The sequence below is a fragment of the Klebsiella sp. CN_Kp097 genome (assembly GCF_040064495.1).
GTDB classification, from domain to species: domain Bacteria; phylum Pseudomonadota; class Gammaproteobacteria; order Enterobacterales; family Enterobacteriaceae; genus Klebsiella; species Klebsiella aerogenes.
The window spans coordinates 23439-49854 of the sequence record NZ_JBEAIL010000030.1 but is presented as its reverse complement, the minus strand read 5'-3'; the positions used below and the strand labels follow the sequence as shown (position 1 = coordinate 49854).

Sequence of the window (26416 nt, the reverse complement as noted above, 5' to 3'; positions counted from 1 at the left end):
ATTAATCGACGTTCAGCGCGTCATTGACCAGATCTTGTTGCTGTTTCTGGTGAACGGACATATACCCTACCGCCGGAGAGGCGGAGGCCGGGCGGCCTGCATAACGCAGAGAGGCCCCAAATGGAACTACTTCACGAAGGTGGTGCTGGCTGCAGTACCATGCGCCCTGGTTGAGCGGCTCTTCCTGGCACCAGACAAAATCGTGGACGTGCGAGTAAGCTTTCAGCGCTTCCTGTACCGCCTGATGCGGGAACGGATAGAGCTGTTCGATACGCACGATGGCGACATCTTTTTGCTCGTTTTTACGGCGCTGTTCCAGCAGGTCGTAGTAAACCTTACCAGAGCACAGTACGACGCGTTTCACGGCTTGCGGATCGAGCTCGTCGATTTCGCCAATCGCCGGCATAAAGGTGCCGTTCGCCAGTTCGTCCATGCTGGAAACCGCCAGCGGGTGACGCAGCAGAGATTTCGGCGACATGACCACCAGCGGACGGCGCATACCGCGCAGCGCCTGACGACGCAGCATGTGGTAAACCTGTGCCGGAGTGGACGGTACGCAAACCTGCATGTTCTGCTCAGCGCACAGCTGCAGATAACGTTCCAGACGCGCGGAGGAGTGCTCCGGGCCCTGCCCTTCGTAGCCGTGCGGCAGCAGCATCACCAGGCCGCACATCCGGCCCCATTTCTGCTCGCCGGAGCTGATGAACTGGTCAATCACCACCTGCGCGCCGTTGGCGAAGTCGCCGAACTGCGCTTCCCAGATGGTCAGGGTGCGTGGTTCCGCGGTGGCGTAACCATATTCGAATGCCAGTACCGCTTCTTCAGACAGCACGGAATCCCAGACGCGGAACTGGCCCTGACCGTTGTGTACGTTCTGCAGCGGCGTATAGGTAGAACCGTTGCTCTGGTTATGGATAACCGCATGACGGTGGAAGAAGGTACCGCGACCGGAGTCTTCGCCGGACAGACGCACCGGGATACCCTCATCAACCAGGGTGGCGTACGCCAGGTTTTCCGCCGCGCCCCAGTCGAACAGTTTCTCACCGGCGGCCATCAACTGACGGTCGCCGTAGATTTTCGCTACGCGAGACTGCATCTCAACGGTTTCCGGCACCGTACTGATGCGTTTGGCCAGCTCTTGCAGACGTTTTGGCTCAACTTTATCCGGGTAGCTCTCGTCCCACTCATGGTTGAGGTATGGAGACCAGGTAAAGGAGTGCATGTTCATCGGACGCCATTCCGCTACCACGCAATCGCCGGCATCCAGCGCATCGCGGTAGAGGTTAACCTGTTCGGTAGCGTCTTCCAGCGTCGCGACTTTGTCCTGTTCCAGCTTGTCAGCATAGATTTTGCGCGGAGTCGGATGCTTTTTGATTTTCTGGTACATCAGCGGCTGGGTTGCACTCGGCTCGTCGGCTTCGTTGTGGCCGTGACGGCGGTAGCACACCAGGTCGATGAAGACATCGCGTTTGAAGGTATTACGGAAATCCAACGCCAGACGGGTAACGAAAGCAACCGCTTCCGGGTCATCCGCGTTAACGTGGAAAATCGGCGCCTGAACCATCTTACCGATATCGGTGCAGTACGGCGTAGAACGCGCATCCAGCGGGTTGGACGTGGTGAAGCCAACCTGGTTGTTGATAACGATGCGAACGGTTCCGCCCACTTCGTAACCGCGCGCTTTGGACATGTTCAGGGTTTCCTGAACCACGCCCTGGCCGGCTACCGCGGCGTCGCCGTGGATGGTGATTGGCAGCACTTTGTTGCTGCTCGGCTCGTCCAGACGATCCAGACGGGCGCGTACGGAGCCGATAACCACCGGGCTAACGATTTCCAGATGCGACGGGTTAAACGCCAGCGCCAGGTGAACCAGACCGCCTTCGGTTTCCATATCGGAAGAGAAGCCCATGTGGTACTTCACGTCGCCGGTGCCGAGGTGTTCTTTATGTTTGCCCGCGAATTCGTCGAACAGGTCCTGCGGTTTTTTACCCAGCACGTTGACCAGTACGTTCAGACGACCACGGTGCGCCATGCCCAGCACCACTTCACGGGTGCCGCTTTTACCGGCGTGGCGGATGATCTCTTTGAGCATCGGGATTAACGCATCGCCGCCTTCCAGCGAGAAGCGTTTCGCGCCCGGGAATTTGGCGCCGAGATAGCGCTCCAGGCCTTCCGCGGCGGTCAGCTCGCTCAGGAAGCGCTTTTTCTCTTCCGCGGTGAAGCTCGCTTTGCCTGCTACTGACTCAATGCGCTGCTGGATCCAGCGTTTTTCTTCAGTAGAGGTGATGTGCATGTATTCCGCGCCGATGGAGCCGCAGTAGGTTTGCTTAAGCGCCGCGATCAGGTCGCCCAGCTTCATCGTGTCTTTTCCGATGGCGAAAGAACCTACGTTATAGCTTTCCTGGAAATCGGCCTCGGTGAGATCGTGGTAAGCCGGATCGAGATCCGCCACTCTCTCTTGCTGCCACAGTCCCAGCGGATCGAGATTCGCCTGCTGGTGACCACGGAAGCGGTATGCGTTGATGAGCTGCAGGACTTTAACCTGCTTCACATTGGTATCAGGGTCGGATATCGAAGAAGTGTAACGTGAGGCATCCTTCGCCAGTCGACGGAAATAATCACGCGTTTTCGAATGAAATTGATCCGGTTTAACTCCGGTGCCAGGTAACTGCTGGAACATCGAACGCCAGTTGGCGTCAACAGAGTCAGGATCGGTTAAGAAGTCTTCATAGAGCTGTTCTATCCAGCTCTGGTTCGAACCAGAGAGGTAAGAAGAGTCCAGCCAGGCTTTCATTGCGCCGTTCTGCATCGTGATCCCTTAAGCATTTTTATGCTTATTTCGCCGTAGAAACTACCACGCACACCGAGTGCACGTGCCGGGGTTCACTTGTTGCGGACGAGTTGTGGTTTCTATCCGCTAAGGAACCTTTAAAAACTGTCTAACTATCAGGGGCAGTTTTTAGAGGTTTCCTGCTATCTCTATTGCCTGATGGCGCTTCGCTTATCAGGCCTACACATTACTGGTACATCTTGTGGCGGTTTTTAAAGATTTCCTGCTATATCCCCGGCGGCGCTCAGGCTTGCCGGGGCTACTGCTTTGGTAGCCCGGATAAGCGCACGCGCCATCCGGGACAGACCGTGTTGCTTACGCGCTGCGCTGCAGCAGCATCGACTTAATATGGCCGATAGCGCGCGTTGGGTTCAATCCCTTAGGACACACACTGACGCAGTTCATAATGCTGTGACAGCGGAATACGCTGAAAGCATCGCTCAGACCTTCCAGACGCTCGCTGGTTTCGGTATCGCGACTGTCGATCAGGAAGCGATACGCGGCCAGAAGGCCTGCCGGGCCGATGAACTTGTCCGGGTTCCACCAGAACGACGGGCAAGAGGTCGAACAACATGCGCACAGAATACACTCGTACAGACCATCGAGTTTCTCGCGCTGCTCAGGCATCTGCAGATGCTCGCGAGCCGGAGGATTTTGCCCATTATTCAATAAGTAAGGCTTGATCTTCTCATATTGTGCGTAGAATTGCCCCATGTCTACCACCAAATCGCGGATAACCGGCAATCCAGGCAGCGGACGGATAACAATTTTCTTACCCGGCTGATTCAGCGCGGAGATCGGCGTGATGCACGCCAGACCATTTTTACCGTTCATGTTCAGACCATCGGAACCGCACACCCCTTCACGGCAGGAGCGGCGGAACGACAGCGACGGATCTTTTTCTTTCAGCTGGATAAGCGCATCCAGCAACATCATGTCGCGACCTTCTTCCGCTTCGAGGGTGTAATCCTGCATATGCGGAGCGTCGTCAACATCCGGGTTATAGCGATAAATTGAAAACTCGAGTTTCATATTCCTGTCTCCGCATTAATAAGTACGAATCTTCGGCGGGAATGCCGGACGCAGTTTCGGTTCCATGTTGACCGCTCGACGCGTCATGGATTCCGACTCTGGCAGATACAGGGAATGGCACAGCCAGTTTTCATCATCACGTTCCGGGAAGTCGAAGCGGCTATGCGCGCCGCGGCTTTCGGTACGGAAGTTTGCGGATACCGCCGTGGAATAAGCCGTTTCCATCAGGTTATCCAGCTCCAGACACTCGACGCGCTGGGTGTTGAACTCGCTGGAAGTGTCGTCCAGGCGCGCATTTTTCAGACGCTCGCGGATCTCTTTCAGCTGTTCCAGACCTTTATGCATCGCGTCGCCTTCACGGAAGACCGAGAAGTTATGCTGCATACATTCCTGCAGCGCTTTGCGGATAGCAACCGGGTCTTCGCCGGAACGGGTGTTGTTCCAACGATTCAGACGGTCCAGGGAAGCTTCGACATCGGACTCGCTGGCAGCGCGCAGCGCGCCCTGCTCGGCGATGGATTCCTGCAGATGCAGACCCGCCGCGCGGCCGAAGACCACCAGGTCCAGCAGCGAGTTGCCGCCCAGACGGTTGGCGCCGTGTACCGATACGCAGGCGATTTCGCCAACGGCGAACAGGCCCGGGATCACCACATCTTCGCCCTTCTCGTTCACGGTCAGCGCCTGGCCGGTCACTTTGGTCGGAATACCGCCCATCATGTAGTGGCAGGTTGGGATAACCGGAATCGGTTCTTTAACCGGGTCAACGTGGGCAAAGGTACGAGACAGTTCAAGAATGCCCGGCAGACGGGATTCCAGCACTTCTTTACCCAAGTGATCCAGTTTCAGCTTGGCGTGCGGGCCCCACGGACCATCGCAGCCGCGGCCTTCGCGGATTTCGATCATGATGGAACGCGCCACCACGTCACGACCCGCCAGGTCTTTCGCGTTCGGCGCATAACGCTCCATAAAGCGCTCGCCGTGTTTGTTCAGCAGGTAACCGCCTTCGCCGCGGCAACCTTCGGTGACCAGCACCCCCGCCCCGGCGATACCGGTCGGGTGGAACTGCCACATTTCCATATCCTGCACCGGAACGCCCGCGCGCAGAGCCATACCGACGCCGTCGCCGGTGTTGATGTGGGCGTTGGTGGTGGATTGATAAATACGGCCTGCGCCGCCGGTCGCCAGCACGGTAGCGCGAGCTTTGAAGTACACGACTTCACCGGTTTCGATGCACAGAGCGGTACAACCGACCACCGCACCGTCCTGGTTTTTCACCAGATCGAGGGCATACCATTCGGAGAAGATAGTGGTGTGGTTTTTCAGGTTCTGTTGATACAGGGTGTGCAGCAGCGCGTGACCGGTACGGTCGGCCGCCGCCGCGGTACGTGCCGCCTGCTCGCCGCCGAAGTTTTTCGACTGGCCGCCAAACGGACGCTGATAAATACGGCCGTCATCAAGACGGGAGAACGGCAGACCCATATGTTCCAGCTCAAGAATCGCTTCCGGGCCGGTCTTACACATATATTCGATGGCGTCCTGGTCGCCGATATAGTCCGACCCTTTTACGGTGTCATACATGTGCCATTCCCAGTTATCTTCATGGGTATTACCGAGCGCGACGGTGATGCCACCCTGCGCGGAAACGGTATGGGAACGGGTAGGGAAAACTTTAGAGAGCAGCGCACAGGTCTGTCCGCTCTGGGAAATCTGCAGCGCCGCGCGCATACCTGCGCCGCCGGCACCAATTACAACTGCATCAAATTCTCTGACTGGCAATTTCATTACACACCCCACACCACAACAAATCCATAAAGAACGTAAGCCACCAGCGCCACAACGATAATCAGTTGCAGAACTAAGCGCACGGCCAGTGGTTTAACGTAGTCCGTCAACACCTGCCACATACCGATCCAGGCGTGAATCAGGATGGAAACGAGAGCCAGCAGGGTAAAGACTTTGGTGAACGCGGAGGAGAAGAATCCGGTCCAGATTTCCCAGGAGATCTCACCGGAGGTGGCGAAGAAGCCAACCATGTAGATGATGTAGAGGGTCAGAACGATGGCGGTAGCACGGACCAGAATAAAGTCATGTACGCCGTTGCGTCCCAGTGCTGAGGCGTTGCTTACCATACGAGGACTCCTGCGAGAAGTGAAAGCACGACAGTAATAACAAAAGAAATTTTGGCGGAGCGTGTCCCTGCTTCGAGGGTTTCTTCCAGATAGCCAAAGTCCATCAGCAGATGGCGGATACCGACAACGGCGTGATAAGCCAGCGCGGTGAGGATGCCCCACATGATGAACTTCACGAAGAAGCTATTCATGATGGAAGCGGCCGTCAGGAAGCCCTCCGGAGAGGAAAGGCTGGTGCCCAGCAACCAAAGCAGAATACCGACCGCCACAAAAGTGATCACACCGGATACGCGATGGAGAATGGACGCTATCGCCGTGATTGGGAATCGAATCGTTTGTAGATCCAGATTGACAGGTCTTTGTTTTTTCACATTTCTTACCATGAATAACGCCCACATGCTGTTCTTATTGTTTCCTTCCTCCGGTCTGCTTGCGGGTCAGACAGCGTCCTTTCTATAACCAGAAGTCATGTTAAAACCCCTTTCCAGGAGTAAAAGCGTGACCAAACAACGCTGGGTGGCTCGGGATTGCAGGGTGTTCCGGAGACCTGGCGGCAGTATAGGCCGTTCACAAAATCATTACAATTAACCTACATATAGTTTGTCGGGTTTTGTCCGGAACAGTGATCAAGGTCACGATTACAACATTATTTTAAATTTTAATCACCTGATTTGACAAATATTAAACATTCTTGTTACAACCATTACTAGATTAATGCAATAATGCCCAAAAGTTATGGGGTCACTCTTTCACCTGAGAATAAGTTATGTAACAGTGTGATGGTATTGACCGATGTAATCAGGACAGTTATTAGTGGTATACAGGTTTTAATATTCGGGCTGCTAAAACGCTGATTTGCTGCCGTTTCACTCCCGGGCTGAAGACGTACCATCAAGCGCCTGCGCTCTGTACCCTGCAATTTTCGCGACACAGAGCTGTGAGCAACATAACAATCTGGTAACGTAGTCAGGTTCGGGCCGAATGCAAATCCACCACCCGGCAGTCTTAAGCAATAAAAGGCGCTAAGGAGACCATAAATGTCTGATGCTAAAGCAAAAATCACCCTGGGTGGTGACACTGCTATTGAACTTGATGTGCTAAAAGGCACGCTCGGTCAGGATGTTATTGATATTCGTAGTCTTGGTTCAAAAGGTGTCTTCACCTTCGACCCCGGTTTCACTTCAACAGCCTCGTGTGAATCTAAAATTACTTTTATCGACGGCGATGAAGGGATCCTGCTCCACCGCGGTTTCCCGATCGATCAGCTGGCTACCGAGTCAAATTATCTTGAAGTGTGCTACATCCTGTTGAACGGCGAAAAACCGACTCAACAGCAGTACGACGAATTCAAAACTACCGTTACCCGCCACACCATGATCCACGAGCAGATTACCCGTCTGTTCCACGCGTTCCGCCGCGACTCTCACCCGATGGCGGTGATGTGCGGGATTACCGGCGCGCTGGCGGCGTTCTATCACGACTCCCTGGACGTAAATAACCCACGTCACCGTGAAATCGCCGCCTATCGTCTGCTGTCCAAAATGCCGACCATGGCAGCGATGTGTTACAAGTATTCTATCGGCCAGCCTTTCGTGTATCCGCGCAACGATCTCTCCTACGCGGGTAACTTCCTGAATATGATGTTCTCCACGCCGTGCGAAACCTATGAGGTTAACCCGGTGCTGGAACGCGCGATGGACCGTATCCTGATCCTGCACGCTGACCACGAACAGAACGCCTCAACCTCTACCGTGCGTACCGCTGGCTCTTCCGGCGCTAACCCGTTCGCCTGCATCGCTGCGGGTATCGCCTCCCTGTGGGGGCCGGCGCACGGCGGCGCCAACGAAGCCGCGCTGAAAATGCTGGAAGAGATCAGCTCCGTTGAACACATTCCGGAATTCGTGCGCCGCGCGAAAGACAAGAATGACTCTTTCCGCCTGATGGGCTTCGGTCATCGCGTGTACAAGAACTACGATCCGCGCGCCACCGTAATGCGTGAAACCTGCCACGAAGTACTGAAAGAGCTGGGCACCAAGGACGATCTGCTGGAAGTGGCGATGGAACTTGAGCATATCGCGCTCAACGACCCGTACTTCATTGAGAAGAAACTGTATCCGAACGTCGATTTCTACTCCGGCATCATCCTGAAAGCGATGGGTATTCCATCCTCGATGTTTACCGTCATCTTCGCGATGGCGCGTACCGTCGGCTGGATTGCCCACTGGAACGAAATGCACAGCGACGGTATGAAAATTGCCCGTCCGCGTCAGCTGTATACCGGCTACCAGAAGCGCGATTTCAAGTCCGATCTCAAGAAGTAATTTCAACCCTGTCGGGGTTAGCAAAAAAAATCGGGGACCTTCCCCGATTTTTTTATTTAAGCGTACAAAAAAATTTGAATCACTCAACAACTGGCGTTAGTGCTGGCAGCCAGGGCACCAGTAAAAGGGTCGCGATGACAGCATGGTTTTCTCAATGATACTGCCGCAGCGTTCGCAGGCCTCACCCTCGCGATGAAAAACCTTAAAGCGGAATAGCGCGCCATGATGTTTGTTTTCATCCACTTGCCCGCGGGTGCGGTAAGAAAGGCGCGGGATATCCAGCAGCGCGTGCGCCAGCGCATCGAGCTGCGTGTCATTGAGCTCGGCGGCTCTATGCTGCCCGGTCAGCCCCACCTGCCACAGGATCTCCACCCGCAGATAGTTACCAAGTCCGGCGAGAAACGCCTGGTCCAGCAACAGGCCGGAAAACTGGCGATTGCGAAATTTCGCCGATAACAGCCGCTCTCTGACCTGCCCGGCGGTTAACGTCATATCCAGCACATCCGGCCCGACCCGTTGTAAAAACGGATGATGGGCCAGCTGTTGCGCCGTCAGTATCTCAATCTCGGAGGCGCTATAGAGCAAAATCGCCTTGCGTGCGGTCTGTAACCTGACGCGCAGCACGCGCTTCGATTGCGGCTCAACGCCCGCATCCACCACGCGCCAGACGCCATACAGCTGGTTATGGCTATACAGCGTCAATCCGCCGGAGAAGTGGGTTAACAAGGCCTTGCCGCGGGTGGCGATATGGGTCACCCGCTGACCAATTAGCTGAGTTTGATAAGGTTGCAACTGTGGAAAGGCGAACCAGGCTTCGGTTAACGGTTCGCCTTTGATAGCCGCCTCCAGGGTATCCGCCGCGCGGCGGATCTCCGGGCCTTCAGGCATAGTTTCGTCCTTCTGTTAGTGCGTGGCGCCGCCGCCAATTTTGACGTCGTCATCCTGTTCAAGGGCGACGGTAATCGCCGTTTCCAGCGCCGCGCGTACCGTCTCGACCGACATACTCGCCTGCCCCGGATGGGCCGCCGCCTGTTCAGGCAGATAAGGAATATGGATAAAACCGCCCTTCTGCCCGCTTTTTCCCTGCAGCTGATGCAGCAAACCATACATCACGTGATTGCAGACGAAGGTGCCCGCGGTTTGCGACACCGAGGCCGGGATCCCCTGCTGGCGCAACGCGCTAACGATCGCTTTGATCGGTAGCGTACTGAAGCATGCCGCGGGGCCGTCAGCGACGATCGGCTCATCGATCGGCTGCTGGCCTTTATTGTCGGGGATCCGCGCATCATCGACGTTGATAGCCACACGTTCGACGGTAATATCGACACGGCCTCCGGCCTGCCCGACGGCAATCGTTAGCTGTGGTTGATAGGTTTCCAGCGCGGCGTTCAGCACCGTTAGCGCCTCGCCGAACACGCAGGGTAACTGTTTAGCCACCACCTGCTGCCCGCGAATAATCATGCCATCAAGCTGCTTAACCACTTCCCATGAAGGATTAACCGTTTCGCCGCCGAACGGCTCAAAACCGGTAATTAATACGCCAGCCATCATCCCTCCTTACAGGAACATCAGGAAATAGAGTAAGAATACGTTGACGATCAGCAGCAGGATACCGGTCGGTACCTGGGCTTTGATCACCGCGTTTTTATCCGGCAGTTCCAGCAGCGCCGCCGGTACGATATTAAAGTTCGCCGCCATCGGCGTCATCAGCGTGCCGCAGTAGCCGGAAAACATACCAATCGCCGCCATTACCGCCGGATTGCCGCCGTGCTGCAGAACTAAAATCGGAATGCCAACCCCGGCTGTCACAATCGGGAAAGCGGCAAAGGCATTGCCCATCACCATCGTCAACACCGCCATGCCGATGGCGTACACGGCCACGGCGATAAAACGGTTATCTACCGCCAGATAGTGCTCGGTCAGCCACGAAATGCTGGTTCCGACACCCGCCGTGGTGAACAGCAGCCCCAGCACCGCGAGGATCTGCGGCAGGATAAAGGCCCAGCCGACGGAATCAAGCAAACGGCGCGCTTCCTGCATCGGCTGCGCCACCGTTTCATGGGTCATACGAATCGCCATCGCCAGGCCAATCAGCGTACCGACGGTCATCGAGAACAGGGTAATCAGCGTCGCGTGATTGCCCGGCCCGAAGAGCGCCACCTGCCATGAAGGCAGATTGTTAAACAGCAGCACGCCAATGACGGTGACGACCGGAATCGCCAGCGCCGGATAGAAAAGCTTGTTGCCGAGGCGTTTCGCGCTGGCGGTTTTCTCTTCCTGGCTACGCTGATGGTAGCTGCCGAGGCGCACACCGCCAAAGCCAGCGATCAGCGCCAGTACCACCACCACCCCGCCGACGGCGATATTCACCGTACGCTTATCGCCCACCAGTTGATACGTCCAGTCGCCGAGCAAGAACACCAGCCCGTACAGGCCCCAGAACAGGCCGGTTGTCAGGCGCCGCGGATTGCTTTTGTCGCGCCAGGACATGATAGCCACGACCAGCAGTACCGCGCCGGCCAGCCAATATAAATACGTTTGTTGGAAGTTCATGCCGCACCGCCTTTCGCCTGCCCGGCGTTAACCCGGTCCAGCTCGCGCTGGAGATGGCGATCGAGGCGCCACAGGCGCGCGGCGTGGATCAGGAAGGCGCAGATCGCCGTCGGGATCCCCCACAGGGCAATATGCAACGGCTCGGTCTGGATCCCGCCCGACTCCAGCATAAAGTTGTGCATGAAGATGATCGCGCCAAAGGCGACAAAAATATCTTCACCGAAGAACAGGCCAACGTTGTCGGTCGCCGCCGACATCGCGCGCAGGCGGTAGCGCACATGACCCGGCAGCGGGCCAAAGCGCTTTTCCGCCGCCCCTTCCGCCATCGGCGCCAGCAGCGGGCGCACCATTTGCGGATGCCCGCCGAGGCTGGTCAATCCCAGGGCGGCGGTGGCTTCACGCACAAACAGATAAACGATCAGCAGTCGTCCGGCGGTCGCGCTATGGATCTTCGCGATCCACGCCTGCGCCCGCTCTTTCAGACCATGGCGTTCCAGCAGCCCGATCACCGCCAGCGGCAGCAGCAGAATAAACGGCAGATTACGGGTATTGAGGAAGCCCTCGCCCAGTTTCTCCAGAATAGTGGCTATTGGCATATGCGCCGCCACGCCGGTGACGATCCCGGAGATTATCACCACCAGCACCGGGTTAAAGCGTAATACAAAACCGACCACAATCACGGCAATGCCGATCAGCGGCCAGAGGGATATCGCCTCTTGCATAATAACGTCCTGTTCAGTTGTGAGTGTTGTTTATTGTTTGATTTAATTATTATTAAAATACTCAGGCGGACGATTAATCGATGTCCGCGCTGACGTCAATATTGCGCCCGGCAAACGCGGCGCGCAGGCGTCGGGCGAAATCGAGCGCATGAGCACCATCGCCATGCAGACAGACCGTTTCCGCCTTCACATGCGCCCATTCGCCGCTCAGGCTGCGCACCCGATTGTGCTGCACCATTTCCAGCGTTTGCGCCAGCGCCTGCTCTTCGCTCTCTATCAGCGCGCCCGGCTGGCTGCGCGGCACCAGGCTACCGTCGGCGAGATAACCGCGATCGGCGAAGACTTCCTGGCGCGTCGTCAGCTGATAGCGCTGTCCGGCGCGGATAAGCTCGCTCCCCGCCAGCCCGACCAGCACCAACCCGGCGTCGGCATCGCGCACCGCACGGGCGATGGCATCGGCCAAAGCCGGCTCTTTCGCCGCCTGGTTGTACAACATGCCATGCGGTTTGACGTGCCGCAGCTCGCCGCCCTGGGCATGCACGATTGCCGCCAGCGCGCCAATTTGATACAGCACCTGGGCATAGACCGTCTCTGGCGGTAACTGCATCGCGGTGCGGCCGAAATTTTCCCGGTCCGGGAAGCTTGGGTGCGCGCCAATAGCGACGCCATTTTTCAGCGCCTCGCGCACGCACTGCTGCATGAGCAGCGCATCGCCGGCGTGAAAGCCGCAGGCGATATTGGCGGAAGAGACCAGCTGCAGCAGCGCGCTATCGCTGGCGCAGCCTTCGCCGAGGTCGGCATTTAAATCAATTTTCATCGCTTAATCTCCAGGCCAGTTGTTCAAGGTAACGCTGCTGGTCGGCGCGCGCTTTCAGCGCATCTTCCAGCGAACAGGGGACGAAATGGATCGGCTGACCCAGCGGAATTTGCGCCAGTTGGTACATATCAGCTTCAATAATGCACGCTATACGCGGATAGCCGCCAGTGGTCTGCGCATCGTTCATTAACACAATCGGCTGGCCGTTATGCGGTACCTGTACCACGCCGGGCAGCAGGCCATGGGAGAGCATTTCCCGGTCGGTTGTGCGCTTGAGCGGCTGACCCTGCAGGCGGTAGCCCATACGGTTGCTCTGCGGGCTCAGCTTCCACGGCGAGCGCCAGAAAGACTCCTGCGACACGCTATCGAATTCGTGATACTCCGGCCCCGGCAGCGCGCGAATAATATTGCCTATCGGCAGCTGTTTAACGCCGCGCGAAGCGCTAAAGCGGCGGGAGGATTTCCCAATCTTCAATTGATCGCCATCCTGCAACCGGCGCCCTTCGATTCCGCCGATACCGACTTTCAGATCGGTAGAGCGGGAACCTAAAACTTCAGGAACGTCGATACCTCCCGCCACCGCCAGGTAGCTGCGGATCCCATGCTGAGGATTTTTTAGCACCAGCCGCTGTCCTGCCTTCGCTTCCATTCGCCAACCCAGCCAGACCGGCGCGCCGTCGAGCGTCGCTTCGCAGGCGGCGCCGGTCAACGCGAACCAGCAATGACGGGTAAACTGTACATCGACCTGACCCAGCGTAATTTCCAGCGCCGCCGTCTCCGGCGCATTGCCCACCAGCAGATTGGCAATGGTCATCGCCGGTTTATCCAGCGCGCCGCAGCGGCTAATTCCCCACTGGCGCTGGCCTTCCCGGCCGCCATCCTGTACCGAGGTGTACATGCCGGCGCGGATAAATTTCAACATACCCCCTCCTTCTGCGGCACAAAGCGCACGCGATCGCCAGAACGCAGCAGCACCGGCTCTTCACGCTTTGGATCGAATAATGCCAGCGGCGTGCGCCCCAGCAGCTGCCAGCCGCCCGGCGTCGCCAGCGGATAAATACCGGTTTGCGATCCGCCGATACCAACCGATCCCGCCGGTACCAGTACGCGCGGCTCGGCGCGACGCGGCATCGCCAGCTGCTCCGGCAGGCCGCCAAAGTACGGAAACCCCGGCTGGAAACCCAGAAACCACACCATGTACTCCACCGAAGAGTGCAGTTCGACCACCTGCTTTTCGCTCAATCCGCAATGGCGCGCGACGTCGCCAAGGTCTGGCCCCGCCTCGCCGCCATAGATAACCGGGATACTTATCTCACGGGATTCCGGCTCCAGCGCTTCGCTCTCTTCCCACCAGCGTTGCAGCTTGTCAATCGCCTCCCACGCCATCTCCTGCGGGCGGCGCAGTACAACGGTGATGTTGTTCATCCCCGGTATCACTTCAACCACTTCTTCGTGGTCGGTTAACCGCTGCGTCAGGCCCCAGATACGTTTTTGGCTCTCCAGGGTCACCGGAGGCTCAAGCTCCAGGACCACCGCCGTTTCACCTAATAGATAACAACGCGCTCGCTGCACTTTTTTCTCTCTCATCAGGCCGGGTTAGGGATATCAATAAAGGTGACGTCCAGGTCGGTATTTTCCGTCAACCACTCGCTCAGGGCGCGAATACCGCCACGCTCGGTGGCATGATGGCCAGCGGCATAAAAATGCAACCCTTGCTCACGGGCGGAATGGATGGTCTGCTCAGACACTTCGCCGGTAATAAAGGCATCGACGCCAAAGCGGGCCGCGCTATCGATAAAGCTCTGGCCGCCGCCGGTACACCAGGCGACGCGGGCGACTTTGTCCGGCCCGGTATCGCCGCACCACAGCGGTTTACGTCCCAATCGCGCTTCAATCCACGAGGCCAGTTCCAGCCCGGATACCGGCATAGACAGCTCGCCCCACGGCACCAATGGTTCGATTTCCCCCATTACGTTGATCCCCAGCAGTTGCGCCAGTTGGGCGTTATTGCCCAGTTCCGGATGCGCATCCAGCGGTAAATGCCAGCCATAAAGGTTGATATCGTTGGCCAGCAACGTTTTCAGCCGATTGCGCTTCATGCCGCGGATCACCGGCGACTCGCCTTTCCAGAAGTAGCCGTGATGCACAATCACCGCATCCGCCTGCAGACGCACGGCTTCATCGAGCAGCGCCTGGCTGGCGGTCACGCCGGTAACGATTTTCCGCACCGACTCCCGCCCTTCGACCTGCAGGCCATTCGGGGCGTAATCACTGATGGCCGCGCTATTCAGTTTTTCGTTAATTAATTGTTCCAGTTCGCTATTTTTCATTGCCGCTCCATCAGAAAATCAGTTTGTACAAACCTATAACATAACCACATCCGCCCGAGTCGTCGATAGCGACGCCAAAGGGTCTATTTCAGCCATTCGCATAATCGCCCAAATTGCCTCTTCCCCTCACCGCGCATTAGTGTATATTTATGCACTTATAAAGCATATTAAATAACCAGAAAGCCATTTAGGCCATGAATAACACCAAACAAACGCTATTCATGCAGAAAGATCGACTTTCGTTTTACGGCCAGGAAATGAACGTTACATGAACAGACAAACTTCACAGCCACGGGCGATTTATTACGTCGTTGCGCTGCAAATTTGGGAATACTTCAGTTTTTACGGCATGCGGGCGCTGTTAATCCTGTACCTCACCAACCAGCTCAAGTACGACGATAACCACGCTTATACCCTGTTTAGCGCCTACTGCTCCCTGGTCTATGTCACCCCTATTCTCGGCGGCTTCCTCGCCGACAAACTGCTCGGCAACCGCATGGCGGTGATGCTCGGGGCGCTACTCATGGCTATCGGTCACCTGGTGCTCGGCGCCAGCGAAATCGCCCCCACCTTCCTCTATTTATCGCTGGCGATTATCGTTTGCGGTTACGGGCTGTTTAAATCCAACGTCAGCTGCCTGCTTGGCGAACTGTATGAGCCGACCGATCCGCGCCGCGATGGCGGCTTCTCGCTGATGTACGCCGCGGGAAATATTGGTTCGATCATCGCGCCTATCGCCTGCGGCTACGTGCAGGAAGAGTACAGCTGGGCGATGGGCTTTGCGCTGGCGGCAGTCGGTATGATTGCCGGTCTGGTGATCTTCCTCTGCGGCGGTCGCCACTTCCGCCATACCACCGGCGTTAACCGCGAGGCGCTGTGCGCGCGGACCTTCCTCCTGCCGAACTGGGGCTGGCTGCTGGTATTGCTGGTGGCGACGCCGCTGTTGATTACCGTGCTGTTCTGGCAGGAGTGGTCGGTGTATGCGCTGATCGTCGCGACGGTGATTGGCCTGGCGGTACTGGCGCGTATTTACCTGCGCGCGGAGAACGACAAACAGCGTAAAGAGCTGCGTCTGATTATCGTCCTCACCGGTTTTAGCCTGCTGTTCTGGGCCTTTGCCCAGCAGGGCGGCAGCTCCATCAGCCTGTATATCGACCGTTTCGTGAACCGCCACGTCATGAGCTATGAAGTACCAACCGCGATGTTCCAGTCGGTTAACGCCTTCGCGGTAATGCTCTGCGGTATGGTGCTGGCATGGCTGGTCAAAGAGAACATCAAGGGCAACCGCACCGTGCGTATCTGGGGGAAATTCGCCCTCGGTCTGGGGCTAATGAGCGCCGGGTTCTGCATTCTGACTTTAAGCGCCCGCTGGTCGGCCGCTTATGGCCACTCCTCCATGCCGCTGATGGTACTGGGGCTGGCGGTGATGGGCTTCGCCGAACTGTTTATCGACCCGGTGGCGATGTCGCAAATCACCCGGATCGAAATCCCCGGCGTCACCGGGGTGCTGACCGGTATCTATATGCTGCTTTCCGGGGCGATCGCCAACTATCTGGCCGGCGTCATCGCCGACCAGACGTCGCAGGCGTCGTTTGATGCCGCGGGCGCGGTTAACTATTCGATTGAAGCCTACATCGACGTCTTCAGCCAGATCACCTGGGGCGCGCTGGCCTGCGTCGGCCTGGTGCTGGTCATCTGGCTGTATCACTCCGTGAAGGTCAAAACCCGCCAACTGGCGGTAGAGTAGAAACTATCTGGCGGCTTCCCAGGCCGCCAGCGTCTCCAGCCGCGCCTGCTTATGGTCAACCAGCGGGCGCGGATACCTCAGCGTTACCCCCTGTTTATCCGCCCACAGCCACGGCTGATGCAGCGCTTTCTCTGGCACTTCCGCCAGTTCCGGCAGCCAGCGGCGAATAAACTCGCCCTGCTTATCAAATTTCTCGCCCTGGGTCGTCGGATTGAAAATACGAAAATAAGGAGCTGCATCGGTACCGGTCGCGGCCGCCCACTGCCAGCCGCCGTTGTTGGCCGCCAAATCGCCGTCTATCAGTTGGCTCATGAAATAGCGCTCGCCTTGCCGCCAGTCGAGGCGCAGGTCTTTCGCCAGGAAGCTGGCGACAATCATCCGCAGGCGGTTGTGCATCCAGCCGGTGGCGTTAAGCTGCCGCATGGCGGCATCGACGATGGGGAAACCGGTTTGCCCCTGTTGCCAGGCCCGCAGTTCATCCTCATTGCTGCGCCAGGCGACCTTGTCGGTCCAGGCGACAAAGGGCCGGCCTTTACACAGTTTCGGGTAGTAAACCATCAGATGACGATAGAACTCGCGCCAGATAAGCTCGTTCAGCCAGCTTGCGCCCGCTTCGCCATCCAGCGCGCCGGGCTGCTCCCGTAACAAGCGATGCAGGCACTGGCGCGGCGACAGTACGCCTACCGCCAGACACGGCGACAGTCGGCTGGTTCCTTCTATTGCCGGGAAATCGCGCTGCTGATCGTAATCCGCCGCCGGCTGCTGGCAAAACGCGCGCAATCGAGCCAGCGCTGTTTTTTCATCCGCCGCGAACAGCTCGGTGTCAAATGCCGTTTGCGGATAGTTGATCTCAGGCAGCGGCGGCGCCTGACGGGCGGCTGACGCGCGTGGTTTAGGCGCCGCCACGCACTCCGGCAGCCCTTCACGCAGGCGGCGGATAAAGGCATTTTTAAACGGCGTAAAGACTTTATACATCTCGCGGTTGCCGGTCATCACGCTGCCCGGCGGCAACAGCACGCTGTCGTCAAACCCCTGACAGGTAACTTCTGTCAGGCTTTTCTCAACACCGGCGTCGCGCCGGCGCTCATTAAACTCATACTGATAGTTATAAAATAGATGGCTAACCTGGTGCTGTTTACAGAAGCGCGTCAGCAGCTCGATGCTGGCGGCGAAATCGCCCGCTTCTTCTACCAGCAGCGGAATACCGCGTTCCGCTAATGCCGCGTGCAGGCTGCGTAAATGGCTGGCGATAAAGGCCGCCTGGCGCGGCGCCATATCATGTTGGCGCCACTGCTCTGGCGTGGCGATATACAGCGCCAGCACCTGCGCCTGCGGGTCGCGGCAGGCGGCGGCCAGCGCCAGATTATCGTTAAGGCGTAAATCCATGCGAAACCAGACCAAATGGGTGGCCATAAAACTCCTCACTCTCCGTAAGCAAAACTCAGCACTCAGGCCGGCAAAATAGCGCGCTGCGGTAAAATACGCACCTGCCAATTCTGCCACGGCGCGTGAAAGCTAAGTGTAGACAGCAGACGAAAAAAAACCGCCGGTCGTCAACCGGCGGTTTTGATATTCGTCGCAGCAGCGCGGATTTAGTAGAAGTCATGCGCGGCTTTTTCCGCCTGCGCCATCCATACCGGCTGTTCGCTGGTTTTCGCCCATACCCGATGCAGCCAGCTGTAATAACGGGCGCGATCTTTCCAGAACAGCATTACCGGCAGCGCAGCGACCCCGGCCACGACGGCGAAAGCGCGACGCATCAGGATAATGTGAGCAGGATAAGCTTTGTACAACGCCATAATTTCTCTCCCCTTTGTCAGGCCGGCAAGCAACGCCGGTAAATGTCACAATGTTTGTCTGCACAAATAGTACCGCGCTGGTTGTAATTTTACTACTCATCCGACCACTAAAAAGCACTTATTTATACTTAATTTACATTCACGGCGTAACTGAGTTACAAAAAAGTTAAATTAATACTAACCATTAGTTAAATTGTGCCTTTAGCCATTTTTATACTTTTTTTACACCGCCCGCGGCGATTTTTGCGAAATCTTTGCGCCGAAATTCCTACCCTCTCGGTATATCAATAAGAGACACACCCGGAGGTGGAAAGTGACTACAGGCATCATTGCCGGCGTAACGCTGGTGTTCCTGCTGCTGGCGTATCTGGTCTATGCCCTGATACATGCGGAGGCATTCTGATGGCCGCGCAAGGGTTCTTACTTATCGCCAGCTTCCTGCTGGTACTGCTGGTGCTGGCGCGGCCACTCGGTTCGCTGCTGGCGCGAATGATAAACGACGTTCCGCTCCCGGGGCTTGCCGGCGTTGAGCGCGGTATCTGGCGGCTGGCGGGGATTCGCCGCCAGGAGATGGACTGGCGGCAGTACCTGATCGCCATTGTGCTGTTTAACGCCATTGGTCTCGCGGCGCTGATGGCGCTGCTGATGTGTCAGGGGTGGCTGCCGTTCAATCCGCAGCACTTCCCCAGCCTGTCATGGGATTTAGCGTTGAATACCGCGGTAAGCTTCGTCAGCAACACCAACTGGCAGGCCTACGCCGGGGAAACCACCATGAGCTATCTCAGCCAGATGGTGGGCCTGGCGGTGCAAAACTTCCTGTCGGCCGCGACCGGTATTGCGGTGATCTTCGTGCTGACCCGCGCCTGGGCGCGACAGAAAGTCAGCACCCTCGGCAACGCCTGGGTCGACCTGACCCGCATTACACTGTGGCTGCTACTGCCAATCTCTCTGCTGATTGCGCTGTTCTTTGTGCAACAGGGCGTGCCGCAGAACCTGCAGGCTTATCAGCCGTTCACCAGCCTGGAAGGCGTTCGCCAATGGCTACCGATGGGGCCGGTCGCCTCGCAGGAAGCGATCAAAATGCTCGGTACCAACGGCGGCGGTTTCTTTAATGCCAACTCATCGCATCCGTTTGAGAACCCGACGGCGTTAACCAACCTGGTGCAGATGCTGGCGATCTTCCTGATCCCGGCGGCGCTGTGTTTTGCCTTTGGCGAAGCGGTCGGCGATCGCCGTCAGGGACGCGCCATCCTGTGGGCGATGGCGCTGATTTTCGTGGTCTGCGTGGCGGTGGTGATGTGGGCGGAAACCCGCGGAAATCCGCATCTGCTCAGCCTTGGCGCCGACAGCAGCCTGAATATGGAAGGGAAAGAGAGCCGCTTTGGCATTCTCGCCAGCAGCCTGTTTGCGGTGGTCACTACTGCGGCCTCCTGCGGCGCGGTCAACGCGATGCATGATTCCTTCACCGCGCTGGGCGGTATGGTGCCGATGTGGTTGATGCAGATTGGCGAGGTGGTCTTCGGCGGCGTAGGCTCCGGGCTATACGGCATGCTGCTGTTCGTCATGCTGGCGGTATTTATCGCCGGGTTGATGATTGGCCGCACGCCGGAATATCTCGGCAAGAAAATCGACGTGCGCGAAATGAAAATGATCGCGCTGGCGATTCTGGTGACCCCGACGCTGGTACTGCTCGGCACCGCGCTGGCGATGATGACCGAAGCCGGACGCAGCGCCATGTTGAATCCTGGGCCGCACGGCTTTAGCGAAGTGTTGTACGCCGTCACCTCGGCGGCCAACAACAACGGCAGCGCCTTCGGCGGCTTAAGCGCCGGCACGACATTCTGGAACCTGCTGCTGGCGTTCTGCATGCTGGTGGGCCGCTTCGGGGTGATCGTCCCGGTGATGGCGATTGCCGGGTCGCTGGTGAATAAGAAAATTCAGCCCGCCAGCTCCGGCACGCTCGCCACCCACGACGCGCTGTTTATCGGCCTGCTTATCGGCACCGTCCTGCTGGTCGGCGCCCTGACCTTTATCCCCGCACTGGCGCTCGGCCCGGTGGCGGAACACTTCTCTTTACTTTAAGCGATGCGGAGCAGCCTGTTATGAGTCGCAAACAATTAGCCCTGCTGGAGCCGACGCTAGTGCGTCAGGCGCTGCTGGATGCGGTGAAAAAACTCAGCCCCTCGGTGCAGTGGCGTAACCCGGTGATGTTTATCGTCTGGATTGGCAGCGTGCTGACCACCCTGCTGGCGATGGCCATGGCCGGGGGGTATCTCACGGGTCACGCCGGCTTTACCGCCGCCGTCAGCCTGTGGTTATGGTTTACCGTGCTGTTCGCCAACTTCGCCGAAGCCATGGCCGAAGGCCGTAGTAAAGCGCAGGCCAACAGCCTGAAAGGGGTGAAGAAAACCGCTTTCGCCCGTAAGCTGCGCGCGCCGCAGCACGATGCTCCGATGGATCACGTCCCGGCGGAAGAGTTACGCAAAGGCGATATCGTGCTGGTCGAAGCTGGCGACATTATCCCCTGCGACGGCGAAGTGATCGAAGGCGGCGCTTCGGTAGATGAAAGCGCCATCACCGGGGAATCCGCGCCGGTGATCCGCGAGTCCGGCGGCGATTTCGCCTCGGTCACCGGCGGCACCCGGCTCCTCTCTGACTGGCTGGTGATCCGCTGCAGCGTCAACCCTGGCGAAACCTTCCTCGACCGGATGATCGCCATGGTTGAAGGCGCGCAGCGCCGTAAGACCCCAAACGAAATCGCACTGACGATCCTGCTGATCGCCCTGACGCTGGTGTTCCTGCTGGCCACCGCCACCATCTGGCCATTCTCGGCGTGGAGCGGTAATGCGGTTAGCGTTACCGTGCTGGTCGCGCTGCTGGTGTGTCTGATCCCGACCACCATCGGCGGCCTGCTCTCCGCTATCGGCGTCGCCGGGATGAGCCGGATGCTCGGCGCCAACGTTATCGCCACCAGCGGCCGCGCGGTGGAAGCCGCCGGCGATGTCGACGTACTGTTGCTGGATAAAACCGGCACCATCACCCTCGGCAACCGTCAGGCCTCGGCTTTCCTGCCGGCGCGCGGCGTCGAAGAGCGCGTGCTGGCCGATGCCGCACAGCTATCGTCGCTGGCGGATGAAACGCCGGAAGGCCGCAGCATCGTGGTGCTGGCGAAACAGCGCTTTAATCTGCGCGAACGCGACCTGCAGTCGCTGCACGCCACATTTGTCCCCTTTACCGCCCAGACCCGTATGAGCGGTATCAACATCGACCAACGCATGATCCGCAAAGGGTCGGTGGACGCGATTCGCCGCCATATCGAAGCTAACGGCGGCCACTTCCCGGCCGATGTGGATAAGCAGGTAGAAGAGGTCGCCCGCCAGGGGGCCACGCCGCTGGTGGTGGCGGAAGGCGAACGCGTGCTGGGCATTATTTCACTCAAAGATATCGTCAAAGGCGGCATTAAAGAGCGTTTCGCCCAGCTGCGCAAAATGGGCATTAAGACGGTGATGATCACCGGTGATAACCGTCTGACCGCCGCCGCCATCGCCGCCGAAGCGGGGGTTGATGATTTTCTTGCCGAAGCGACACCGGAAGCCAAGCTGGCGCTGATTCGCCAGTATCAGTCGGAAGGACGGCTGGTGGCGATGACCGGTGACGGTACCAACGACGCCCCGGCGCTGGCGCAGGCTGATGTGGCGGTCGCGATGAACTCCGGCACCCAGGCAGCAAAAGAGGCGGGCAATATGGTGGATCTCGACTCGAACCCGACCAAGCTGATTGAAGTGGTGCATATCGGTAAACAGATGCTGATGACCCGTGGGTCGTTAACCACATTCAGTATCGCCAACGACGTCGCCAAGTATTTCGCGATTATTCCGGCCGCCTTCGCCGCCGCCTATCCGCAGCTGGCGATGCTGAACGTGATGCATCTGCACTCGCCCTCTTCGGCGATCATGAGCGCGGTTATTTTCAACGCCCTGATTATCGTCTGCCTGATCCCTTTAGCGCTGAAGGGCGTGAGCTATCGTCCGCTGTCGGCATCGGCGATGCTGCGCCGCAACCTGTGGGTTTACGGCCTCGGCGGGCTGATTGTGCCGTTTGTCGGTATTAAAGCTATCGACCTGTTGCTGACCCTGACGGGTCTGGTGTGAGGAAACTACCATGTCATTAATTCGTCCGGCACTTGTGCTATTTATTCTGTTAACCCTGCTCACTGGCGGCCTGTATCCGTTGCTGACTACCGCCTTAGGGCAGTGGTGGTTCCCGCAGCAGGCTAACGGCTCGCTGATCCAGATCGAGGGCGAGGTGCGCGGCTCCGCTCTGATCGGGCAGAACTTTACCGCCGCCGGTTATTTCCATGGACGCCCTTCCGCAACGGCAGAGGTGGCGGATAATCCGCTGGCCTCTGGCGGCAGTAACCTGGCGGTCAGCAATCCGGCGCTGGATAAAGCGATTAGCGAGCGGGTAGAGGCGTTACGCGCCGCTAACCCGCAAGCGAATTCGACGGTGCCGGTCGAGCTGGTTACCGCGTCGGCCAGCGGGCTGGATAACAACCTGACCCCTGCCGCGGTTCTGTGGCAGGTACCGCGCGTCGCCAAAGCGCGCAATCTTAGCGATGCGCAGGTGAAACAGTTAGTGGATCAGGCGACGCAAAAACCGTTGCTCAGTTTTCTCGGTCAACCTGTGGTAAATATACTGCAACTGAATATGGCGCTGGATGCCCTGAAGGATTAATCAATGAGTGACGAGCCGCTGCGCCCGGACCCCGACCGTCTGCTGCAACAAACCGCTGCACCGCATCGCGGCAAGCTGAAGGTGTTTTTCGGCGCCTGCGCCGGGGTGGGTAAGACCTGGGCTATGCTGGCGGAAGCGCAGCGGCTGCGCGCTCAGGGGCTGGATATTCTGATCGGCGTGGCGGAAACCCACGGCCGCAAAGATACCGCCGCCATGCTGGAGGGGCTTAGCGCCCTCCCGCAAAAGCGCATTTCCCATCGCGGACGCTACGTCCATGAGTTTGACCTCGATGCCGCGCTGGCCCGCCGCCCGGCGCTGATCCTGGTGGACGAACTGGCGCATAGCAACGCGCCGGGTTCGCGCCACCCGAAACGCTGGCAGGACGTCGAAGAACTGCTCGAAGCCGGTATCGACGTCTTCACCACCGTCAACGTCCAGCATCTTGAAAGCCTCAATGATGTGGTCAGCGGTATTACCGGCGTGCAGGTACGCGAAACCGTCCCCGACCCCTTCTTTGACGCCGCCGATGATGTAGTACTGGTGGATTTGCCGCCGGACGATCTGCGCCAGCGCCTGAATGAGGGCAAGGTGTACATTGGCGGCCAGGCCGAACGCGCCATCGAAAACTTCTTCCGCAAAGGTAATCTGATCGCCCTGCGCGAGCTGGCGCTGCGCCGTACCGCCGACCGGGTAGATGAACAAATGCGCGCCTGGCGCGACCGCCAGGGGCAGGAAAAAGTCTGGCACACCCGCGACGCCATTCTGCTGTGCATCGGCCACAACACCGGCAGCGAAAAACTGGTTCGCGCCGCCGCCCGGCTGGCGGCCAGGCTCGGCAGCGTCTGGCACGCGGTCTATGTAGAAACGCCCGCACTGCACCGTCTGCCGGAGGCCAGGCGGCGGGCGATCCTCGCCGCGCTGAAGCTGGCGCAAGAGTTAGGCGCCGAGACCGCCACCCTCTCCGACCCATCGGAAGAAAAAGCGGTGCTGCATTACGCTCGCGAGCACAACCTCGGCAAAATTGTGATTGGCCGCCAGGGAGAGCGCCGCTGGTGGGAACGAGCCGGGTTTGCCGACCGTCTGGCGCGTCGCGCCCCGGACCTCGATCTGGTGGTGATCGCGCTGGATGAAAAACCGGCCTCCCTGCCCGCCCGCGCGAACGACAATCGTACGGCGCTCGACAAATGGCGCCAGCAGTTGAAGGGCTGCCTGCTGGCCGTGGCGCTGTGCGCCATTATCACCGTAGTCGCCATGCAGTGGCTGATGGCCTTCGAAGCCGCCAACCTGGTGATGCTCTATCTACTGGGCGTGGTGATTATCGCCCTGCTGTATGGCCGCTGGCCATCGGTGCTGGCGACCTTTATCAACGTCATTAGCTTCGATCTCTTTTTTGTCGCCCCACGCGGCACGCTGGCGGTTTCCGACGTCCAGTATCTGCTGACGTTCGGCGTGATGCTGACCGTTGGTCTGGTGATCGGCAACCTGACCGCCGGGATGCGTTACCAGGCGCGGGTGGCGCGTTACCGCGAGCGGCGCACCCGCCACCTGTATGAAATGTCGAAAGCGCTGGCGGTCGGCCGCAGCCGCGAAGATATCGCCGCCACCAGCGAACGCTTTATTACCTCCACCTTTCAGGCCCGCAGCCAACTACTGCTGCCAGATGAGAACGGGCAGCTGCAGCCGATGACCCAGCAATCCGGCGTTTTCTCGTGGGATGATGCGATTGCCCGCTGGAGCTTCGATAAGGGCCAGCCAGCCGGAGCCGGTACCGACACTCTCCCCGGCGTGCCGTATCAAATTCTGCCGCTACAAAGCGCCGCCCGCACCTGGGGACTGCTGCTGGTCGAACCGGAAAATCTGCGTCAGCTGATGATCCCCGAACAGCAACGGCTGCTGGAAACCTTTACCCTGCTGGTGGCCAGCGCCCTTGAACGTCTGACCCTGACCGCCAGCGAAGAGCAGGCGCGCTTGACCAGCGAACGCGAAAGCCTGCGCAACTCACTACTGGCCGCCCTCTCCCACGATCTGCGGACGCCGCTGACGGTCCTGTTCGGCCAGGCGGAGATCCTGACCCTCGATCTGGCCAGCGAAGGTTCGAAGCACGCGCCGCAGGCCAACGAAATTCGCCAGCACGTGCTCAACACCACCCGGCTGGTGAATAATTTACTGGATATGGCGCGTATTCAGTCCGGCGGCTTTAATCTGCATAAAGAGTGGTTAACGCTCGAAGAGATAGTCGGTAGCGCCCTGCGTATGCTGGAGCCAGGGCTTGGCGGCCAGCACATCCAGCTGTCGCTGCCGGACCCGCTACTGCTGGTCCACGTAGACGGCCCGCTGTTTGAGCGGGTGCTAATCAACCTGCTGGAAAACGCGCATAAATACGCCGGCGCGCAGGCGCAGATTGGCATTCACGCCGAAGCGGATAGGCAGCAGTTGATCATTGAAGTCTGGGATAATGGTCCGGGGATCCCGGCAGGCCAGGAACAAGCTATCTTTGATAAGTTCGCGCGTGGTAATAAAGAATCGGCTATCCCCGGCGTCGGTCTGGGGCTGGCGATTTGCCAGGCCATTGTCGAGGTGCACGACGGTAGCATTACCGCCAGCAACCGTCCGGAGGGCGGAGCCTGTTTCCGTGTTACACTGCCGCGAGAAGCGCCCCCAGAACTGGAAGAGTTAACCGAGGACATGTGATTAACGTTTTAATCATCGAAGACGAACATGCTATCCGCCGCTTTCTGCGCACCGCGCTGGAAGCCGACGGTATGCGCGTATTTGAAGCCGAAACCCTGCAGCGGGGGCTCATCGAAGCCGCCACCCGCAAACCGGATTTAGCGATCCTCGATCTCGGCCTGCCGGACGGGGACGGTAATGATTTTATCCGTGAAGTTCGCCAGTGGAGCCAGATGCCGATTATCGTGCTGTCGGCGCGCAGCGAAGAGCATGACAAAATCGCCGCCCTTGACGCCGGCGCCGATGACTACCTGAGTAAACCGTTTGGCATAGGCGAACTGCAGGCGCGACTGCGCGTCGCGCTACGCCGTCACGGCAGCGCGCAGGCCGATGAGCCGGTGGTGCGCTTTGCCGATATTAGCGTCGATATCCCCGCCCGCCGTATCATGCGCGGCAGTGAAGAAATTCATCTGACGCCCATCGAGTTTCGCCTGCTGGCGGCGCTACTGAACAATCCGGGCAAAGTGCTTACCCAGCGCCAGCTTCTGAATCAGGTATGGGGACCTAACGCCGTGGAGCACAGTCACTATTTGCGGATTTATATGGGGCACTTACGGCAAAAACTGGAGGCTGACCCGGCGCGGCCGCAGCATCTGCTGACCGAAACCGGTATTGGCTATCGCTTTATGCCTTGAAGGGAACAAATCAATGACCCCGGCGGTCGGTTAACGC

23 protein-coding genes are annotated in these 26416 nt (G+C 58.4%); 8 read left to right on the top strand and 15 right to left on the bottom strand.

Annotation, left to right across the window (positions count from 1 at the left end):
• Position 1: 1 nt before the first annotated feature.
• The 5 genes from sucA to sdhC form a co-directional block, all read right to left on the bottom strand.
• Positions 2–2809: a 2-oxoglutarate dehydrogenase E1 component gene (gene sucA, locus ABLV07_RS22290; RefSeq protein WP_015367672.1), complete on the bottom strand. Its 2808-nt coding sequence runs from the start codon at positions 2807–2809 to the stop codon at positions 2–4.
• A gap of 336 nt (positions 2810–3145) precedes the next feature.
• Positions 3146–3862 carry a succinate dehydrogenase iron-sulfur subunit SdhB gene (gene sdhB, locus ABLV07_RS22285; RefSeq protein ID WP_008805686.1) on the bottom strand — a complete coding sequence of 239 codons (717 nt, stop codon included), beginning with the start codon at positions 3860–3862 and terminating at the stop codon, positions 3146–3148.
• A gap of 15 nt (positions 3863–3877) precedes the next feature.
• Positions 3878–5644, bottom strand: coding sequence for a succinate dehydrogenase flavoprotein subunit (gene sdhA / locus ABLV07_RS22280; protein ID WP_032707635.1), 1767 nt, complete (start codon positions 5642–5644; stop codon positions 3878–3880).
• Complete coding sequence (sdhD, locus tag ABLV07_RS22275; protein WP_015367674.1) at positions 5644–5991, bottom strand: succinate dehydrogenase membrane anchor subunit; 348 nt, start codon at positions 5989–5991, stop codon at positions 5644–5646. The genes sdhA and sdhD overlap by 1 nt, the downstream gene beginning before the upstream one ends.
• Complete coding sequence (gene sdhC, locus ABLV07_RS22270; RefSeq protein WP_020079340.1) at positions 5985–6389, bottom strand: succinate dehydrogenase cytochrome b556 subunit; 405 nt, start codon at positions 6387–6389, stop codon at positions 5985–5987. The genes sdhD and sdhC overlap by 7 nt, the downstream gene beginning before the upstream one ends.
• Before the next feature lie 639 nt (positions 6390–7028).
• On the opposite strand from sdhC, the gene gltA reads away from it, so the two are divergent.
• Positions 7029–8312, top strand: a complete 1284-nt coding sequence (gene gltA / locus ABLV07_RS22265; protein ID WP_015367676.1) for a citrate synthase — start codon at positions 7029–7031, stop codon at positions 8310–8312.
• Positions 8313–8408: 96 nt separating this feature from the next.
• Here gltA and nei read toward each other — a convergent pair whose 3' ends face one another.
• From nei to ybgI, 8 genes are all read right to left on the bottom strand, one after another.
• Positions 8409–9200 carry an endonuclease VIII gene (gene nei, locus ABLV07_RS22260; RefSeq protein ID WP_020079341.1) on the bottom strand — a complete coding sequence of 264 codons (792 nt, stop codon included), beginning with the start codon at positions 9198–9200 and terminating at the stop codon, positions 8409–8411.
• 15 nt (positions 9201–9215) lie between these two features.
• Entirely contained in the window at positions 9216–9860 is a 645-nt protein-coding gene (gene pcp / locus ABLV07_RS22255) for a pyroglutamyl-peptidase I (protein WP_020079342.1), read from the bottom strand.
• Positions 9861–9869: 9 nt separating this feature from the next.
• On the bottom strand, positions 9870–10865 hold the full coding sequence (locus ABLV07_RS22250) for a DUF979 domain-containing protein (RefSeq protein WP_020079343.1): 996 nt from the start codon (positions 10863–10865) through the stop codon (positions 9870–9872).
• Entirely contained in the window at positions 10862–11587 is a 726-nt protein-coding gene (locus ABLV07_RS22245) for a DUF969 domain-containing protein (RefSeq protein ID WP_015704763.1), read from the bottom strand. Before ABLV07_RS22245 ends, ABLV07_RS22250 begins: the two co-directional genes overlap by 4 nt.
• A gap of 73 nt (positions 11588–11660) precedes the next feature.
• On the bottom strand, positions 11661–12404 hold the full coding sequence (gene pxpA / locus ABLV07_RS22240; RefSeq protein WP_045362033.1) for a 5-oxoprolinase subunit PxpA: 744 nt from the start codon (positions 12402–12404) through the stop codon (positions 11661–11663).
• Entirely contained in the window at positions 12394–13326 is a 933-nt protein-coding gene (gene pxpC / locus ABLV07_RS22235; RefSeq protein WP_015704761.1) for a 5-oxoprolinase subunit PxpC, read from the bottom strand. The genes pxpA and pxpC overlap by 11 nt, the downstream gene beginning before the upstream one ends.
• Entirely contained in the window at positions 13320–13976 is a 657-nt protein-coding gene (gene pxpB, locus ABLV07_RS22230) for a 5-oxoprolinase subunit PxpB (protein WP_015704760.1), read from the bottom strand. Before pxpB ends, pxpC begins: the two co-directional genes overlap by 7 nt.
• 14 nt (positions 13977–13990) lie before the next feature.
• Positions 13991–14734, bottom strand: coding sequence for a radiation resistance protein YbgI (ybgI, locus tag ABLV07_RS22225; RefSeq protein ID WP_015367684.1), 744 nt, complete (start codon positions 14732–14734; stop codon positions 13991–13993).
• Between the two features lie 268 nt (positions 14735–15002).
• On the opposite strand from ybgI, the gene ABLV07_RS22220 reads away from it, so the two are divergent.
• Positions 15003–16481, top strand: coding sequence for an MFS transporter (locus ABLV07_RS22220; RefSeq protein WP_015367685.1), 1479 nt, complete (start codon positions 15003–15005; stop codon positions 16479–16481).
• 3 nt (positions 16482–16484) lie between these two features.
• On the opposite strand, the gene phrB is transcribed toward ABLV07_RS22220, so the two are convergent.
• Together phrB and ABLV07_RS22210 are read right to left on the bottom strand one after the other, a co-directional pair.
• Positions 16485–17894 carry a deoxyribodipyrimidine photo-lyase gene (gene phrB, locus ABLV07_RS22215; RefSeq protein WP_020079347.1) on the bottom strand — a complete coding sequence of 470 codons (1410 nt, stop codon included), beginning with the start codon at positions 17892–17894 and terminating at the stop codon, positions 16485–16487.
• A 179-nt stretch (positions 17895–18073) separates the two neighbouring features.
• Positions 18074–18280, bottom strand: coding sequence for a DUF2517 family protein (locus ABLV07_RS22210; protein WP_015367687.1), 207 nt, complete (start codon positions 18278–18280; stop codon positions 18074–18076).
• Between the two features lie 313 nt (positions 18281–18593).
• Between ABLV07_RS22210 and kdpF the strand changes: the two genes are divergently transcribed.
• Genes kdpF through kdpE form a run of 6 tightly spaced genes read left to right on the top strand, consistent with a single transcriptional unit; the run spans position 18594 to position 26379 of the window.
• Positions 18594–18683, top strand: a complete 90-nt coding sequence (gene kdpF, locus ABLV07_RS22205; RefSeq protein ID WP_020079348.1) for a K(+)-transporting ATPase subunit F — start codon at positions 18594–18596, stop codon at positions 18681–18683.
• Positions 18683–20362, top strand: coding sequence for a potassium-transporting ATPase subunit KdpA (kdpA, locus tag ABLV07_RS22200; protein ID WP_042893276.1), 1680 nt, complete (start codon positions 18683–18685; stop codon positions 20360–20362). Before kdpF ends, kdpA begins: the two co-directional genes overlap by 1 nt.
• 20 nt (positions 20363–20382) lie before the next feature.
• Positions 20383–22431: a potassium-transporting ATPase subunit KdpB gene (gene kdpB / locus ABLV07_RS22195; protein ID WP_042893278.1), complete on the top strand. Its 2049-nt coding sequence runs from the start codon at positions 20383–20385 to the stop codon at positions 22429–22431.
• 10 nt (positions 22432–22441) lie between these two features.
• Positions 22442–23014: a potassium-transporting ATPase subunit KdpC gene (gene kdpC, locus ABLV07_RS22190; protein WP_032411860.1), complete on the top strand. Its 573-nt coding sequence runs from the start codon at positions 22442–22444 to the stop codon at positions 23012–23014.
• A gap of 3 nt (positions 23015–23017) precedes the next feature.
• Positions 23018–25705 (top strand): two-component system sensor histidine kinase KdpD, encoded by a 2688-nt coding sequence (kdpD, locus tag ABLV07_RS22185; protein ID WP_042893280.1) that lies wholly within the window; start codon positions 23018–23020, stop codon positions 25703–25705.
• A complete protein-coding gene (gene kdpE / locus ABLV07_RS22180; RefSeq protein WP_020079352.1) occupies positions 25702–26379 on the top strand; it encodes a two-component system response regulator KdpE in 678 nt (225 codons plus the stop codon). The genes kdpD and kdpE overlap by 4 nt, the downstream gene beginning before the upstream one ends.
• Positions 26380–26416 lie beyond the last annotated feature (37 nt).

Coding starts and splice junctions, on each gene's coding strand:
- sucA (WP_015367672.1), bottom strand. CDS start 2,809: ATGCAGAACGGCGCAATGAAAGCCTGGCTGGACTCTTCTTACCTCTCT.
- sdhB (WP_008805686.1), bottom strand. CDS start 3,862: ATGAAACTCGAGTTTTCAATTTATCGCTATAACCCGGATGTTGACGAC.
- sdhA (WP_032707635.1), bottom strand. CDS start 5,644: ATGAAATTGCCAGTCAGAGAATTTGATGCAGTTGTAATTGGTGCCGGC.
- sdhD (WP_015367674.1), bottom strand. CDS start 5,991: ATGGTAAGCAACGCCTCAGCACTGGGACGCAACGGCGTACATGACTTT.
- sdhC (WP_020079340.1), bottom strand. CDS start 6,389: ATGTGGGCGTTATTCATGGTAAGAAATGTGAAAAAACAAAGACCTGTC.
- gltA (WP_015367676.1), top strand. CDS start 7,029: ATGTCTGATGCTAAAGCAAAAATCACCCTGGGTGGTGACACTGCTATT.
- nei (WP_020079341.1), bottom strand. CDS start 9,200: ATGCCTGAAGGCCCGGAGATCCGCCGCGCGGCGGATACCCTGGAGGCG.
- pcp (WP_020079342.1), bottom strand. CDS start 9,860: ATGGCTGGCGTATTAATTACCGGTTTTGAGCCGTTCGGCGGCGAAACG.
- ABLV07_RS22250 (WP_020079343.1), bottom strand. CDS start 10,865: ATGAACTTCCAACAAACGTATTTATATTGGCTGGCCGGCGCGGTACTG.
- ABLV07_RS22245 (WP_015704763.1), bottom strand. CDS start 11,587: ATGCAAGAGGCGATATCCCTCTGGCCGCTGATCGGCATTGCCGTGATT.
- pxpA (WP_045362033.1), bottom strand. CDS start 12,404: ATGAAAATTGATTTAAATGCCGACCTCGGCGAAGGCTGCGCCAGCGAT.
- pxpC (WP_015704761.1), bottom strand. CDS start 13,326: ATGTTGAAATTTATCCGCGCCGGCATGTACACCTCGGTACAGGATGGC.
- ybgI (WP_015367684.1), bottom strand. CDS start 14,734: ATGAAAAATAGCGAACTGGAACAATTAATTAACGAAAAACTGAATAGC.
- ABLV07_RS22220 (WP_015367685.1), top strand. CDS start 15,003: ATGAACAGACAAACTTCACAGCCACGGGCGATTTATTACGTCGTTGCG.
- phrB (WP_020079347.1), bottom strand. CDS start 17,894: ATGGCCACCCATTTGGTCTGGTTTCGCATGGATTTACGCCTTAACGAT.
- ABLV07_RS22210 (WP_015367687.1), bottom strand. CDS start 18,280: ATGGCGTTGTACAAAGCTTATCCTGCTCACATTATCCTGATGCGTCGC.
- kdpA (WP_042893276.1), top strand. CDS start 18,683: ATGGCCGCGCAAGGGTTCTTACTTATCGCCAGCTTCCTGCTGGTACTG.
- kdpB (WP_042893278.1), top strand. CDS start 20,383: ATGAGTCGCAAACAATTAGCCCTGCTGGAGCCGACGCTAGTGCGTCAG.
- kdpC (WP_032411860.1), top strand. CDS start 22,442: ATGTCATTAATTCGTCCGGCACTTGTGCTATTTATTCTGTTAACCCTG.
- kdpD (WP_042893280.1), top strand. CDS start 23,018: ATGAGTGACGAGCCGCTGCGCCCGGACCCCGACCGTCTGCTGCAACAA.